General features: G+C 54.4%; 16 protein-coding genes and 2 pseudogenes. 5 read left to right on the forward strand and 13 right to left on the reverse strand.

What is annotated here, in order from left to right; all coding sequences use genetic code 11:
* Window positions 1–136: 136 nt before the first annotated feature.
* The 10 genes and pseudogenes from CKO12_RS13075 to CKO12_RS13115 form a co-directional block, all read right to left on the reverse strand.
* Entirely contained in the window at window positions 137–331 is a 195-nt protein-coding gene (locus tag CKO12_RS13075; RefSeq protein ID WP_200155172.1) for a hypothetical protein, read from the reverse strand.
* 131 nt (window positions 332–462) lie between these two features.
* A complete protein-coding gene (rfbF, locus tag CKO12_RS13080; protein WP_200155173.1) occupies window positions 463–1,236 on the reverse strand; it encodes a glucose-1-phosphate cytidylyltransferase in 774 nt (257 codons plus the stop codon).
* 13 nt (window positions 1,237–1,249) lie between these two features.
* Window positions 1,250–1,948, reverse strand: coding sequence for a hypothetical protein (locus CKO12_RS13085; RefSeq protein ID WP_200155174.1), 699 nt, complete (start codon window positions 1,946–1,948; stop codon window positions 1,250–1,252).
* Window positions 1,945–3,162 carry an FkbM family methyltransferase gene (locus CKO12_RS15285; protein WP_200155175.1) on the reverse strand — a complete coding sequence of 406 codons (1,218 nt, stop codon included), beginning with the start codon at window positions 3,160–3,162 and terminating at the stop codon, window positions 1,945–1,947. The genes CKO12_RS13085 and CKO12_RS15285 overlap by 4 nt, the downstream gene beginning before the upstream one ends.
* Before the next feature lie 76 nt (window positions 3,163–3,238).
* Window positions 3,239–4,033 (reverse strand): ABC transporter ATP-binding protein, encoded by a 795-nt coding sequence (locus CKO12_RS13095; RefSeq protein ID WP_200155176.1) that lies wholly within the window; start codon window positions 4,031–4,033, stop codon window positions 3,239–3,241.
* Window positions 4,030–5,022 (reverse strand): FecCD family ABC transporter permease, encoded by a 993-nt coding sequence (locus CKO12_RS13100; protein WP_200155177.1) that lies wholly within the window; start codon window positions 5,020–5,022, stop codon window positions 4,030–4,032. The genes CKO12_RS13095 and CKO12_RS13100 overlap by 4 nt, the downstream gene beginning before the upstream one ends.
* A gap of 11 nt (window positions 5,023–5,033) precedes the next feature.
* Window positions 5,034–6,176, reverse strand: a complete 1,143-nt coding sequence (locus CKO12_RS13105) for a transglycosylase SLT domain-containing protein (RefSeq protein WP_200155178.1) — start codon at window positions 6,174–6,176, stop codon at window positions 5,034–5,036.
* A gap of 178 nt (window positions 6,177–6,354) precedes the next feature.
* Entirely contained in the window at window positions 6,355–7,428 is a 1,074-nt protein-coding gene (locus CKO12_RS13110; protein ID WP_420826843.1) for an RNA-guided endonuclease TnpB family protein, read from the reverse strand.
* A pseudogene (locus CKO12_RS15425) lies at window positions 7,429–7,491 on the reverse strand (hypothetical protein); the annotation flags it as partial.
* Window positions 7,472–8,011: pseudogene (locus tag CKO12_RS13115) on the reverse strand (IS607 family transposase); the annotation flags it as partial. The pseudogenes CKO12_RS13115 and CKO12_RS15425, both read right to left, overlap by 20 nt.
* A gap of 83 nt (window positions 8,012–8,094) precedes the next feature.
* Between CKO12_RS13115 and CKO12_RS13120 the strand changes: the two are divergent.
* From CKO12_RS13120 to dnaQ, 3 genes are read left to right on the forward strand one after another with little or no spacing between them, the layout of a single operon-like run.
* On the forward strand, window positions 8,095–8,871 hold the full coding sequence (locus CKO12_RS13120; protein WP_200155180.1) for a methyltransferase domain-containing protein: 777 nt from the start codon (window positions 8,095–8,097) through the stop codon (window positions 8,869–8,871).
* The gene (rnhA, locus tag CKO12_RS13125) at window positions 8,864–9,304 is read left to right on the forward strand and encodes a ribonuclease HI (RefSeq protein WP_200155181.1); all 441 of its coding nucleotides are present in this window, start codon (window positions 8,864–8,866) and stop codon (window positions 9,302–9,304) included. The genes CKO12_RS13120 and rnhA overlap by 8 nt, the downstream gene beginning before the upstream one ends.
* A gap of 2 nt (window positions 9,305–9,306) precedes the next feature.
* Complete coding sequence (gene dnaQ / locus CKO12_RS13130; protein WP_200155182.1) at window positions 9,307–10,020, forward strand: DNA polymerase III subunit epsilon; 714 nt, start codon at window positions 9,307–9,309, stop codon at window positions 10,018–10,020.
* Between the two features lie 27 nt (window positions 10,021–10,047).
* Here the strand turns inward: dnaQ and CKO12_RS13135 are convergent, their stop codons facing one another.
* The gene (locus CKO12_RS13135) at window positions 10,048–10,428 is read right to left on the reverse strand and encodes a PH domain-containing protein (protein ID WP_200155183.1); all 381 of its coding nucleotides are present in this window, start codon (window positions 10,426–10,428) and stop codon (window positions 10,048–10,050) included.
* 124 nt (window positions 10,429–10,552) lie between these two features.
* Window positions 10,553–10,768, reverse strand: a complete 216-nt coding sequence (locus CKO12_RS13140) for a helix-turn-helix domain-containing protein (RefSeq protein WP_200155184.1) — start codon at window positions 10,766–10,768, stop codon at window positions 10,553–10,555.
* A 405-nt stretch (window positions 10,769–11,173) separates the two neighbouring features.
* Here CKO12_RS13140 and CKO12_RS13145 point away from each other — a divergent pair, with 405 nt between their 5' ends.
* Window positions 11,174–12,874 (forward strand): FAD-dependent oxidoreductase, encoded by a 1,701-nt coding sequence (locus CKO12_RS13145; protein WP_200155185.1) that lies wholly within the window; start codon window positions 11,174–11,176, stop codon window positions 12,872–12,874.
* Window positions 12,875–12,913: 39 nt separating this feature from the next.
* Here the strand turns inward: CKO12_RS13145 and CKO12_RS13150 are convergent, their stop codons facing one another.
* Complete coding sequence (locus tag CKO12_RS13150) at window positions 12,914–13,324, reverse strand: helix-turn-helix domain-containing protein (RefSeq protein ID WP_200155186.1); 411 nt, start codon at window positions 13,322–13,324, stop codon at window positions 12,914–12,916.
* Window positions 13,325–13,552: 228 nt separating this feature from the next.
* Between CKO12_RS13150 and CKO12_RS13155 the strand changes: the two genes are divergently transcribed.
* Window positions 13,553–13,699: a hypothetical protein gene (locus tag CKO12_RS13155; RefSeq protein ID WP_200155187.1), complete on the forward strand. Its 147-nt coding sequence runs from the start codon at window positions 13,553–13,555 to the stop codon at window positions 13,697–13,699.
* The last annotated feature ends 178 nt before the right edge of the window (window positions 13,700–13,877 follow it).

A 13,877-nucleotide genomic window follows, 5' to 3' on the forward strand; every position in this document is an offset into this window, starting at 1 on the left:
CTGAGTGCCCAACCACTTGGGGATGTAGGGCGCGTTGGTGAATGTCCGTGATGACGGCCTGCAAAGCCTCTCGTGCTAAAAACAGCGGGTAGCTGCGTCGCGGAATATAATCATACGGTTCCTGACATTTAGCCTCTCAATGAAGTGCCGGACTTTCCCGGCAGTCAGCTCTTACGAGCGCACCCGAAGGTGTAAATGTCACCTCGCCGAGATATGCGCCAGTATTTCCAAATCGCACTGCCCATTGCCGCGCACTGTGCTGTTTAACGATCTGGTTACAGGGCTTGGAGCTGGTGAAGCACCCCAAGGTGTGTTCTTGAACTCTACGCATATCGTTTACTCATCAATCCCTTTGAAAAGGGATTTCGAGTCGGCTGGTTGAGCAATTTCAGGATGTTACACCTGAAAAATGATGCAACGACTGCGGCATGGATGCCTAAGGCGTTGCATCAAAGCGCGCGCTCAACGCCACAATTTCCAAGGCGCTTGCCCGGATGCCCACAACGTTTCTAATTGATTTTTATCGCGCAGCGTATCCATTGGCAACCAAAACCCAAAATGGTCATACGCCATCAATTGCCGCTGCGCAGTTAATTGCGCTAATGGCTCACCTTCCCAACTGGTCGTATCATCCGCAATCAAATTGAGACAATGTGGAGAAAGCACAAAGAATCCGCCATTGATTAAACCGCCATCGCCGCGTGGTTTTTCAATAAAGCCAGTCACTTCATTGCCAATCTGTTCAATTGCGCCATAGCGCCCCGGTGCTTGCACTGCGGTAACAGTCGCTAAACGTCCATGTGCATGATGAAACGCAATCAATTCTTGAATGTTGACATCACTCACGCCATCGCCGTAAGTAAAACAAAACGCAGTTTCATCGCGCACATATTCTGCAATCCGCTTCAAACGTCCGCCGGTCATCGTCTCGGCGCCGGTATTCACCAGCGTTACTTTCCAAGGTTCCGCCGTGCGTTGATGCACTTCCATTTGATTATTCGCAACATCAAAGGTGACATCTGACATATGGAGAAAGTAATTGGCAAAGTATTCTTTAATCACATAGCCTTTATATCCGCAGCAAATAATAAACTCATTCACATCGTAATATGAATACAGTTTCATAATGTGCCAGATAATCGGCATCCCGCCAATTTCAACCATCGGCTTCGGGCGCAGATGCGATTCCTCCACAATCCGCGTTCCCAAACCACCTGCCAGAATCACCGCTTTCATTCGCGTTTCATCCTCAAATTTGCGCTTGGCGTTCGAGAGATTCCCACACCGCCGCATTCGGATCAATTTGTTTTCTGCGCGTCGGCAGCGGCGTGACGGTAGCGACTGCTTTTGGTAATCCGAGCCGCAACCGCAATAAGCGTTCCCGTCGTGCCATTTCAGCGCCGCGATTCGGATTGGCTGCCAGTTTTTTTAGTAATGACAAATCATTCTGGAAATAAGAAGACGGGGCGCGTTTGATTTCTAACGCTTCAATCACTGCCGCTTGTATCCAAGTACCCAAATCACCGCGCAACGGGCGTTGATCGCATTCGTGCAGCAACGGTAAAAATGGGCGATTGATTTGAATCCGTAAATCTTCATGCAGCGGTTCTAATAACCACGTCATTGTTTGCACCAAAGATTCAATCTGCGCAATTGCAGCAGCATCTTCACCTAAATCAAATAAAATCCTGATAAAAATCATCTGGGTGGCAAGGTGTCCATCGCCAAGCGCAAACAGCGTTTTGAATTGATCAAGACTCTCCAATAAAGCGTGATAACGCGCCTCCAGCGCCAGCTTGTCATCCTGCGAACGTAAATAACTATCCAACGCAGTTTCAAATAGCTTCCAATGCTTATCTTTAGAATGATCGGCGATTTGCCAGCCAATCAATAATGACTGCGCATACGCATAATCAGCTAATCGTACTGGCCACAGCATTTGATTCATGATTGAGCCTCCGCCGCATTGAGCAATAATCCGCGTGCTTGCAATTGTTGCGCCCGCTCTGCCCGACATGCAAATAAATTGCGTTGATGATTATCCAAAGACTGTGCCACGTTCACTGCGACTAACGCATTCAATCCGGGCACGATGCGATAGAGCGTCATCTTTAACAGTTTCATCGCTTCAAGCAACGCGCTGGGAATCGCAGCTCCGCCCGTCACTCGCAGCATCAATAATGGCGACTGCGCCGCAAAGAATTCGCGCCCGGTGAACAAAACACTCGCCGCTAAACCGTCAACATTTAAGCGCAAAAAGTCAACATTCATTCCCGATTGCCACTGCGGAACGTGCATTAACGCATCCAACGTCAATTGATTGACTATTTCCGTGCGGCGTTGTCCATCCAAATTGTTGGGCTTGCGGTCGGCATAGACGCTGATTTCCGCCGTGCCAGACTGCGCCGCCAAACCCAGCGGCAGCACCGTGATCAGCGCGTCAAAACCGTTTTCCGTCACGCTGTGCGCCAACAACTGCGCGGCACGAGCGGTCGGTTCCAGCGCCAGCACCGCGCCGCTACCTTGCAACTGCTGCGCTGCCGTCAAGCTGTAAACGCCGTGTTGCGCCCCGCCATCGACGATGACCATGCCCGGCGCAATCAGGCGTCGCACCAGCGCCAGCTCCGTGCGCTCGTGCCAGTCGCCCTGCTCCAACAAGACATACGTCGTTAAGGCGTGAATATCGGCGGGCACCCACATCCGCAGCCCGTCAGCGAGCGTCACCAATAATTCCGTCTCCGCCGCAGTATCGGCTGCCGCCGCGTTGCCATTCAGCAGTGCTGCCGCTGTAACCGCTTGATGTGGATTGAGAATCTGCGTGAGTTGCTGCTGTAATTCCAGCGCCGTCGTAGTCGTGAGCGGCGTCGGCGCAGCGGTCAACACTTCCAGCGCCTCAACTGGGCGTTGCTGCTGCGCCAACTCAGTTGCCAGCGCCAGCCGGTAGTTATCGCTCGCGGGCGCGGCAGCAACGGCGGCTTGCAAATGTGCCAGCCCGGACTCGGGTTGACCGGTGTCGCATTCAATCAGCCCTAAATAATGATGGGCAGCGGCGTGATCGGCATCGAGCGCCAGCACCGCCCGATACAGCCATTCCGCTGCTTCCGTTTGTCCGGTCTGCTGTAGGGCGTGGGCTTGATCGAGCAGTCGTTGAGAATCGCTCACAAAAATGGCTCCAAAGTGACTGAGGGTGATGCGGTTGCCAACGCAAGTAGTTGATTACGTTAGCAGTTGTCAGTTGTCAAGTGTCAGCGGCATCTACCGCTGCCCAAGGCAATAAATATGCCTGATTCTGATATTCACCTGCCACTGCCGCGATGCCGTAGACCGTGCGCAAATTGGCAGCCGTCAATACGGCAGTCGGCGCACCGCTGGCGATCAGTTGCCCGTGTTGCAGCAACAGCAGGCGATCACAAAAACGGCTCGCCAAGGTCAAATCGTGCAGCACCAAGATGATGCTGATTCCCGCCCGACAGTGCGTTTGCAACAGCGCCATGAGCTGCAATTGGTGACGCGGATCAAGCGCCGCCAGCGGTTCGTCAGCCAGCACCAGCGCCGCCTCCACCGCCAACACTCGCGCCAGTCGCACTCGCGCCCGTTCGCCACCAGACAGCGTTGTCACCGGGCGCTGGCGCAGTGCCCAAGTGTCGGTAACGTGGAGAGCGCGGGCAATTGCCGCGTGATCGGTTGCCCGCTGGCGCTCATCGCTCCACCAGCGGCGATGCGGATACCGTCCCAAGCTGACGAAATCCTCCACTGTCAGCGCCCATTGCAGCGCATCTTCTTGACTGAGATAGGCGACGCGGCGGGCGCGTTCTAACGGCGGCAGCGTCGCCAATATCTGCCCGTTGAGCGTGATCTGTCCGTGATACCGCTGCACCTGCGCGATGGCTTTTATGACCGTGCTTTTGCCCGCGCCATTCGGCCCAATCACGCCCAGCAATTCGCCGCGCTGCACTTGAAACGACAGCGCCTGCACCAACTGCCGCTGCCCGCTGTGAACGGTGAGCGCCGTAACGCTGAGAGCTGCCGTCATCCGAGTTCACTGCGCGTCCGCAGCACCAAGCCGAGAAAAAAGGGCGCACCCAGCAGCGCCGTCACCACGCCGAGCATCAATTCTTTCGGCGTATCCAGCAGCCGCACCATCACATCTGCGACCACCACCAGCACTGCGCCACCGATTGCACTCGGCCACAGCAGGCGACCCGGACGTTGGGCGACCAACCGCCGCAGGATATGCGGCACCACTAAACCGACAAAGCCGATGCTGCCCGCGATGGCGACGGTGGCACCGACGCACAGCGCCACGCCAATGATGATTTGCCCGCGCACTCGTGCCACCTCCACGCCGAGACTGCTGGCTTCTGCCTCACCCAGCGCCAGCACTTCTAACGCTGGGGCGCAACTGAGCAGCAAACCCAGTCCCAAGATCACAAACGGCAGACACAGCCAGACATCAGTCAGGCTGCGGTCGCTGATCGAACCCAGCAGCCACAACACAATGTCCTGCACGTCGGTTGGGTTGGGCGCGAGATTGAGCACCAGCGATGTCAACGCACTGGCGAGTGCCGATAACGCCACGCCTGCCAAGATGAGCGTCAAATTGTTGGCACGTTGGCGCGTCAACAAATACAGCGCCGTCGTCGTCACCAGCGCTGCCGTCATCGCGCCCGTCGGCAGCAGCCATAGATTCACGCTGGTGAGACCGCAAGACAGCACCAGCACCGCGCCGAGGCTGGCGCTGGCGGAAATGCCCAATAACCCCGGTTCTGCCAGTGGATTACGCAGCAAGCCTTGTAATGCTGCGCCCGAAGTACCGAGCGCCGCACCCACCAGCCACGCTAATAGCACTCGCGGCAGCCGAATCTGTTGGACGATTAAACGGTGTTCTTCGCTGCCAATGCCGAGCAGACCGGCAGCGACTTCAGCATAGGTGAGAGGTGCAGCGCCGATGGTGAGCGCCAACAAGCTGAGGAGCAAAAGCAGTGGTAGCCCACTGCTCAAAATCAAGCGCGAATCAGCCATAAGCTGCTGATTTAACTGTCAGAACTAAAACTTGCCAGCGCAGATGGTCGTTGCGAGCGGCTGGTGCTGGCGCGGTCTAATACCACCGGCAGCGGTTTGACCTGCACTACTTTGGCGGAAGCGGCGCTCAACTTGGCACCGGTGCCAGCGGGGACGGTCAATTGCGTGATGTCTTTGTTGCCCAGCCAGCGCGATTTGATCTCAGGATTCAACCGCTGAATCTCGGCAAACTCAACGCCGCTGGTGGTGGCAACTTTGACCAGATTCATCGGCTCCCGACTCACTAACATCTCGCTGCGCTGCTGATCCGCAATTGCCGGCAAGCGCAGCCCATATTTGCGGGCATCGGTGACGAGGCGAGCGGCAGCGAGAATTTGCGGGACGTACTGCTCCGTTTCAGTGGGCAAATCTAGCGCCCAAAAATCCGTCGGTTTACCAGCGCGGCGATTCGCATCCATCGCTGCGGCGACTCGCGCCGGGCCGCAGTTATATGCCGCCATCGTCAGCGCCCAATCGCCCTTGAAGCGCCGATTGATCTGCGCCAAATAATCCAGAGCGGCGCGGGTTGAGGCGAGCACATCGCGGCGCTCGTCGTAGTTTTGATCCAGCCGCAGCCCCATTTCTCGCGCCGTGTAGGGCATGAACTGCCACATGCCACCGGCAGCTTTGGGCGAGGTGGCGGCGGGGTTGTAACGGCTTTCGATATGCGGCAACAGCGCCAGCTCCATCGGCAAGCCGCGTTGTTCGATTTCATTGACGATGGTGGGGAGATGCGGCGAGGCTTTGGCCGACATCTTTTCTAAATAGCGCGGATCACGGCGGAATTGGTCAAACTTGGTGTCGATGCGGGCGTTGGCGTGGAGATCAAGCCGCATTCCCGCTCGCACCCGATTCCACAGATCGCCACCGCTGGCAAGCATGTTGTTGGGTTGGACGATGCGACGACGACTGGCGGCAGTGCCCATTTCGTCGGCACTGCGGGCGGGACGGACAAAGCCATAATCGCGGGCTGACACGGCACCAGAATTGGCATAGGTGTCTTGATAAGAAGTGGAGTTGGTCACGGTCGGCTGCTTCGCGCAGCCAGAAAGAATCGGTAAGGTCAGGATGCCTAGCGCACAGGCGGTGCGTCCAAAAAGTGTCGCATCAAGCATGAGTACCTCTTTTAAGCTACTTAACTTCTTGATTAAGTAACAATTTATTTTATTGATGACGCATCATACGCAAAGGGCGGCGATAATTCCAGACATTGCCAGCCATTGCTGGTGGTCACTGCGCCATTTCAGCAACGCCAAATTGCACGTTTGAGCGCCGATACATTTATGCTAACGCTTACTCACCAGCGCCAACATATACACACTCATTTCTGAGCGAGGGTGTATCTCCCAAAGCACGCAGGAAAATCCCGCGTGCGCCATTGAGATCACGATCCACGGTGAGACCACCGCTCGTGATCGTCTTCGCGCCACCAATCTGCTTGATTTCACCAGTCCAACTGGCGGTTTTGCTGGTATAGGCTTCATTGACCCGCAGCACGACTTTCCCGACCCGTTTTGCGGCAGACTCCAGACGTTGTCCGAAACGGAAAAAAGCGTAGCCCAGCATCGCCCGCACTGACTTTGCTCGAATCTTGCGCTTGGACTTGACCGCCATCGCTTGCGTTTCAAAAGTCGGCAGCAGGATTAGATCAAACGTGTCCAGCAGGAAGCGGATCGCTTTGAAGTGCAGTTCATCTACCAAGTCTCTGATTTTCCAGCGCAGCCGCTGGGCAGCTTTCCTGAGTCGCGCTTTTTGCCGACATTTCGCCTTAGCGATTTTTGAGAGCAACCGGTCGAGGTGATAGCACAGTCGGGCAATGCGGGCGAAATCACCCTGACCGATTTTGAACGCCTGATCTTCGGCAAAGCCGGTTAAAAAGGTGCGGATGCCCGGATCAAGCGCCACCACGCGACCTTGGTTTTCGGTCGGCATGACAGGCACACGATAAGGGACAATCACAAACCACCGACCTTGTTCGCAGATCAGGCGCGAATCACGCGGGTTATCCGGGAAATCCTCGGCGCGTTTGAGGTTCTCGGCAATGCGCGGATAAATGCCGGCATCTCTCAATGCGGATGACGGAATAAAGCAGGATTGTTTCGGATTTTTACGACTGCGGAATTTAAGATCGAACTGTGCGCCGGTCTGTTTCCACTTCCTGACGCCATTGGTGAACGCTTGATAGGCGTCTTCAATGGCAATCTTCTTGATTTGATAAGGAATCGACCCCGCCCAATCTGGCAGTGACGGCAGAATGATCTTCGCCGCCCCCATCCAATGTCCCGCCCGCTCCTCCTTGGGCAGTCCGAGATGCTTGACGGTCGCGTTGTAAACGTAGCGCGAGGTTCCGAACCATTGTCGAAACAGGTTCTTCTGCTCCATCGTTGGGTAAATTCTGACGCGCTTGGCTTTGATGACTTCGCCGTCCATGCAGTCGGCAAGCGAAGTGATAAAGGATGGCGAGTAAATCGGCGGTGAGTTCGGCTTCACGGGATTGAGCAATTGCTGGATCGAGAACCACGATTTCGCCGCCGTTGTATTCGACCAAGAAGGCAATGAGGTCGAAGCCGAACCGAGCGAGCCGATCCCTGTGGGCAACCACAACCCGGAGCTTATCGCCGCGCAGGAGTCGTTCCAGTAAGGAACGCAGTCCTTGGCGCTTGAAATTGAGTCCGCTGCCGATGTCTTGGATGATTTCTGCATTCGGGTAGACGCAGCGCAGACGTTCGATTTGTCGAGCGAGATCATCGCGTTGCTTGGCGCTGCTGACCCGGGCATAGATGATAACGGCTGCATCCGTGGCTCGGCGCAGATAGGCGTCAACGTCAAACAGACGTTGTCCTGCGGCGTTGCGGATGGTGGCGATGATTCCGTGGTCGGCATAGCGGCGCAACGTGTTGGGATGTAGCCCAAGTTCGGCAACGGCCTTGCGTAAGGGGACGTAGGCCATACCTTGTACGAAAGTTATTTATAGTGAGCAAAAGTTAGCATATTGCTAACTGTTGGGCAACCTTATTTTTCAGGAACTTCCGCATGACTGCTGCGCATCGCCATCGCCACCAAGCCGCTTTATTTGAGCTGCACCGCTGGTATCGCACTCCGTTGGGGCTGGCAGTGGCACGGCAGGAAAATGCCTGTATCCACCGGCTGTTAGCGACGGTCTTTGGTTATTACTTGGTACACGTTGGCGCTCTGCCGCCGCCGGCGGAGGTGATCGCCGCCAGTCGGATTCGCCAGCAGGTGTTGGTGACGCCGCTGGCGGGCAGCGTTTACGACGGGTTGACGATTATCGGCGCGGAGACGGCGCTGCCGTTGGCGACTGAGAGCGTGGACGCGCTGTTGCTGCTGCACACGCTGGAATGCAGCGCGGAGCCACAGCAGGTGCTGGGCGAGGCGGAGCGGGTGTTGATTCCGAATGGGCGCGTGGTGGTGCTGGGATTTAATGCGTTGAGTGTGGGCGGGCTGTGGCGGTGGTGGCCGGGAATGCGCCAGCAGTTGCCCGCATCGGGACAGTTGCACACGGCAGCGCAGGTGGAAAATTGGCTGGCGCAGGCAGGATTTGCGCTGGAGGCACGCGAGCATCTGCTGTTTTGTCCGCTGTTGTCTGAACGTGACGCTGATGGCTGTGCGCTGCTTGATGCGTTGGGACAACGCTTTTGGCCATTTTTGGGCGGGGTGTACGCGATCCGCGCCGTGAAACAGGTCGCCATTCTCACGCCCTTAAAACCAGCGTGGTCACGGCGCTGCCCGCTGTTGACGGGTACGGCAGTGCGCCCGACGACACGCAGAAATGGAACTGATCATGTCTGATGCAGTGCAGGTGTTTACCGATGGCGCGTGCAAAGGCAATCCCGGTCCGGGTGGCTGGGGCGCGTTGCTGCGCTGGCAGGCGTTGGAGAAGGAATTGTGCGGCGGCGAGCGCGAGACGACTAACAATCGGATGGAACTGATGGCGGTGATTGCGGCGCTGGAAATCCTCAAACGTCCGACCGCGCTCACCGTCACCACCGATTCGCAATATGTGCAGCGGGGCGTCAGCGAATGGCTGCCGCGCTGGAAGCGCAACGGCTGGCGCACGACGAATCTGGAGCCGGTGAAAAACCGTGATCTGTGGGAACGGCTCGACGCGGCGCTGGGTGGGCACGAGGTGCGCTGGCACTGGGTCAAGGGTCATGCCGGGCATGTGGACAACGAACGCGCTGATCGCTTGGCGCATCAGGGTATTTTAACGCTAAAGGTTTGAAAATGCGGCAAATTGTGCTGGATACCGAAACGACCGGCTTGAGTGCAGAAGAAGGTCATCGCTTGATTGAAATCGGCTGCGTGGAATTGGTGGATCGGCGGCTGACCGGCAACCGCTTTCATCAGTATTTGCAGCCGGAGCGCGAGATCGACGCCGAAGCGACCAAAGTTCACGGCATTACCCGCGCTTTTCTGGCCGATAAACCGCGCTTTGCTGAGATCGCCGCCGAGTTTTTAGCTTACATCGGCGATGCCGAGTTAATTATTCATAACGCGCCGTTTGATGTCGGCTTTCTCAATCACGAGCTGCGGCGCTGGCAACCCGGGCTGCCGACCATCGCCGAACGCGGTGCGGTCTGTGACACGCTGGTGCTGGCGCGACAACGGCATCCCGGACAGCGCAATAGTTTGGATGCGCTGTGCAAACGCTATCAAATTGATAACGCCCAGCGCACCTTGCACGGGGCGCTGTTAGATGCCGAGATTTTAGCGGAAGTGTATTTGGCGATGACCGGCGGGCAGGTGACGCTGCATCTGGGCGGCGCGACGGCGGACGGCAGCGCGGCAACGATGGCAGCCACCGCTCCGCGTCAATTTGATGCCAACCGCCCGCCGTTGCCGGTGATTCGGGCGGATGCAGCCAGCACTGCGGCGCATGAAGCGCGATTAGCGGCAATTGCAGCGGCGACTGGCGGCAATTGTTTATGGTTGCAATAACCGGCAGCGCAGTGATTCACAACGTTATTAAGCGCCCAAAACGGCGGTTGCCAACGCCTTTTGCACGGCGCTGATATTGTCACTGCCGCGCAGCTCCTTCACCATCGGCAGCGGATCGTTGCCAATCCAGAGTTTCATTTCCGCATCCGCATCAAAATGTCCAGCCGTTTCAATTGAAAAGCGCGTGATGGAGCGATAAGGAATGGACAGATATTCCACTTTATGTCCGGTGAGTCCTTGCTTATCAATTAAAATCAGGCGCTTGTTGGTGAAAACAAATTGATCGCGGATCAATTGAAATGCTAACTCAACTTGTTCGCTCGCGCCGAGAATTGGTTCTAATTGCTGCGCCATGTCAGCGGCGCTCACAATTGACGCATTGCCCAATAAAGCACTGAATAAACCCATCTTAAAATTCCCGTGTTAAATAAGCACGTTACCATTGCAACGAGCCGTTGTTGCTGAATAAAAAACGGTCGCCTTGTGCGTCACAAGACGACCGTTTTGTGTTTCAATTCAACCGCGATAACTACTAAAGTGCATCAATCCCGCCTTCTTGATAACAACGGAAATGATTGCGGACGGTATTCGGATTGACCTGTAACACTTCGGCGACATCATTCACCGACCAACCCGCAGCGAGAAGCATCACCGCTTTAATGCGGTCGGCTTCGCGTTTGTCGTGGGTACGACGGTGTTTTGCACGCAGTTCTTCAATTTTGTTCGAGGGTAAGCTGTAATCAAGCATAGTTTCTATCGTGGTAGGTAGTGGAAAGAATGTTACAAAGTGTAATCACCACGCTGCGTAAAAGTAAGCGGGTAAAACACCCGGCTATATTAACGTATCAAGTGAACTGTGACAGCAAAACATTCAAAAAAAGTCAGCAAAAACTCCAAAGGCTGCGGCATCTGTATCCACTGTTTTTGCTTTTATGACCGGGCATTTTAGAGTTCGCTTAAACAATTCAGGCAGTTACCGCGTCGAAGGTGCCGACAACCTGCGGCGCGACCCCGCACCCGGCAGCGGACGACTGCGGATTTTCAACTCTTTATCAGCCGCACTCGTCGCATAATTCCCAGCGCGTGCCGCTGCGCTCAGGCGCACCGTGCAGCATGGTTTGTATTTTCTATCGTGTTTTATTTGGAGTATTTCATGTCTTCTCAACCCCTCAATATCGTCGTGATTGGTGGTTCTGCTGCCGGCCCGAAAGCTGCGGCAAAAGCGCGGCGGATGGATGAACACGCCAATATCACCATCATTCAGAAAGAAGCCGATTTATCAATGGCTTCCTGCGGCTATCCATATTACGTCGGCGGTGTTTTTGATGACCGCAATCAATTGATTTGTACCTCCGCAGGAATTGTCCGCGATCCGAATTTTTTTAATGCCGCAAAACGGATTGACGCCAAGGTTTTAACTGAAGCAGTGGCAATTGATCGCAGCGCCAAAACCGTCACCTGCAAACATCTGCCGACCGGCGAATTGAGCACGTTGGCGTATGACAAATTGGTGATTGCGACTGGCGCGACGGCGTTATATCCGCCGTTGCCGGGCGCAGAATTAAATGGGATTTACACCCTGCATTCACTCGGCGATGCCGACGCGATCCGCGCTATTCGTGATCAAAAACAGGCAACGCGGGCGGTCGTGGTCGGCGGCGGTTTGATCGGCTTTGAGGTGTGCGAGGCGCTGCATTTGGCCGGCATTCACACGACGGTGATTGAAAAAACCGCGTCGATTCTGCCCTTTCTTGATCCAGACCTCGCCAAATTGGTCGCCAATCATGTGCGCGGGTTTGACGCTGACATCATCACCGGCAACGGCGTGGCGGCGTTCCTCGGCGATAACGGCGCACTGACGGGCGTCAAGCTCGACAACGGCACCGAATTGCCGTGTCAATTAGCGGTGGTCGCAGTCGGCGTGCGTCCGAATATCGGGCTGGCGCAAGCAGCGGGATTAGAAATCGGCGCGGCGGGTGGAATTGCAGTTAATGAATTCATGCAAACTTCCGATCCCGATATTTATGCGGGCGGCGATTGCGTTGAATGCACTTCGTTAATTACTGGCGAAAAGGTTCGCGCTCCTTACGGCGATATTGCCAATTTACAAGGTCGCGTGATTGGACAAAACCTGATTGCGACTGGCAGCGCAACTTTTCCGGGCATTACGCATACGGGCATCTGCAAAATTTTTGATTACACCGTTGGCTTTACCGGTTTAAGTGCCGGGCGAGCGCAGGAATTGGGGCTGGATATTGAAACGGCGACGATTGCTGGGCTGGATATTCCGCCGTATATGCAGGGCAAACTGTTGATTAGCAAAATGATTGCTGATCGGAAAAGTGGGCGCGTATTGGGTTTTCAGTGCATCGGTCCCGGCGAAGCCAGCAAACGGGTGGCAACGGTGGCGATGGCAATTCGGGGGCAATTAAAAGTTGCGGATTTAGTGAATGCCGATTTGCCGTATGCGCCGCCGTATTCACTGGCGCTGGATCATGTGATTAGCGCAGCGCAGGTGTTGGAAAATAAACTGCTGGGACGAATGCAGGGTTTATCGGTCACGGAAGTCAAACAGCGGGTGGATAGCGGTGCGGCTTGTTTCATTATTGATACGCGCACCCCGGCTGAATTTGAAGAATTGCGGTTAGGAATTGGTGAGGTTTTAATTCCGCAGGGCGCATTGCGCAGTCGTTTACAGGAATTGCCGCAAGAGCGCAGCACTGAGATTATTGTGTATTGCCGCGTGTCGTTGCGTGGTTATGAAGTGGCGGCGATTTTACAAGCGCATGGCTGGAATAATGTGAAGGTGATGGAAGGCGGTATTTCCGCTTGGCCGTATTCCCGCGAGAAATAATAGCGCCGGCGTGTGGGGTGCAACCTGCATTCCACACGTTTAACCGCCAGCATTGTGTTTTTCTAACAGCGCATTGATCTGTTTGAGCTGGCTGATTTGCTGTTTTAAGTTTTCAATTTCTTTATCGCGCTCTTGCAACAGTAAATGTGCTTTTTCTAACTCGTGAGCGCACTGGGTTTCTGTTAAAAAAATGTTGCCGTGTGAGTTATTGTTATGATGATTACAGCTTTCTACCAGATTAAATACATTGTTATCGTTTAAACTTAAAAAATGCTGTAAATCAGTACCAAGTGCTTCTACAATTCTACTGAGTTGATCGACTTTAACATCTGTTTCACCACGCTCGATTTTGGCGTAGCCGTTCAATGAATAACCAAGTTTTTCTGCCATCTCTTCCTGTGACCAACCCTTGTAGTGGCGCATCACCTTGAGCTTTTCGTGAATGTGCATAAAATACTCCTAAAAGTAGTGGAAAAGTAGAGTGTTTGTGGGTTTTATCTTCGGTGGGATGATTCTATCCTAGCACCCGTCACAAAACAATCAATGGGTTATGTTGGGCTTGTGACTCATGTTAAAAATGCCAACATTTTAATGTTGGAATGGGTAAACCGTTAAAATCCTACTGATTATGGCGATTTCAGTAATCGTATGGTTATTCTCAATTTAAGGAGCGACTGAATGTTTACATTTAAAGTGAAGTACAAAAAGAGTGGTGAAACTGTAGAAGTAGATATTGAAGTTTCTGTTCCCGCTTTGGATGCAGCACTCGCAGCAACTCGGCTTGGTGTGCAGCCCTCGCAAATCATTTCTATTAAAAAGAAGTGAGCTGATTTTCAACATTAGGCGGTGCTCTGATTGTAGAAAAGATTATCCTATTATAGTTGTCCGCAAAACTAACCATACAGCACCCAAGGCACGAACTGTTCTATCCAGCCCTTGGCATAGCTTGATGATTTGCTGAATACAGCCCAAGAATCAGAGATGACTGACTTTAAGTACTCAT

Source organism: Chromatium okenii (assembly GCF_016583745.1).
GTDB lineage: Bacteria > Pseudomonadota > Gammaproteobacteria > Chromatiales > Chromatiaceae > Chromatium > Chromatium okenii.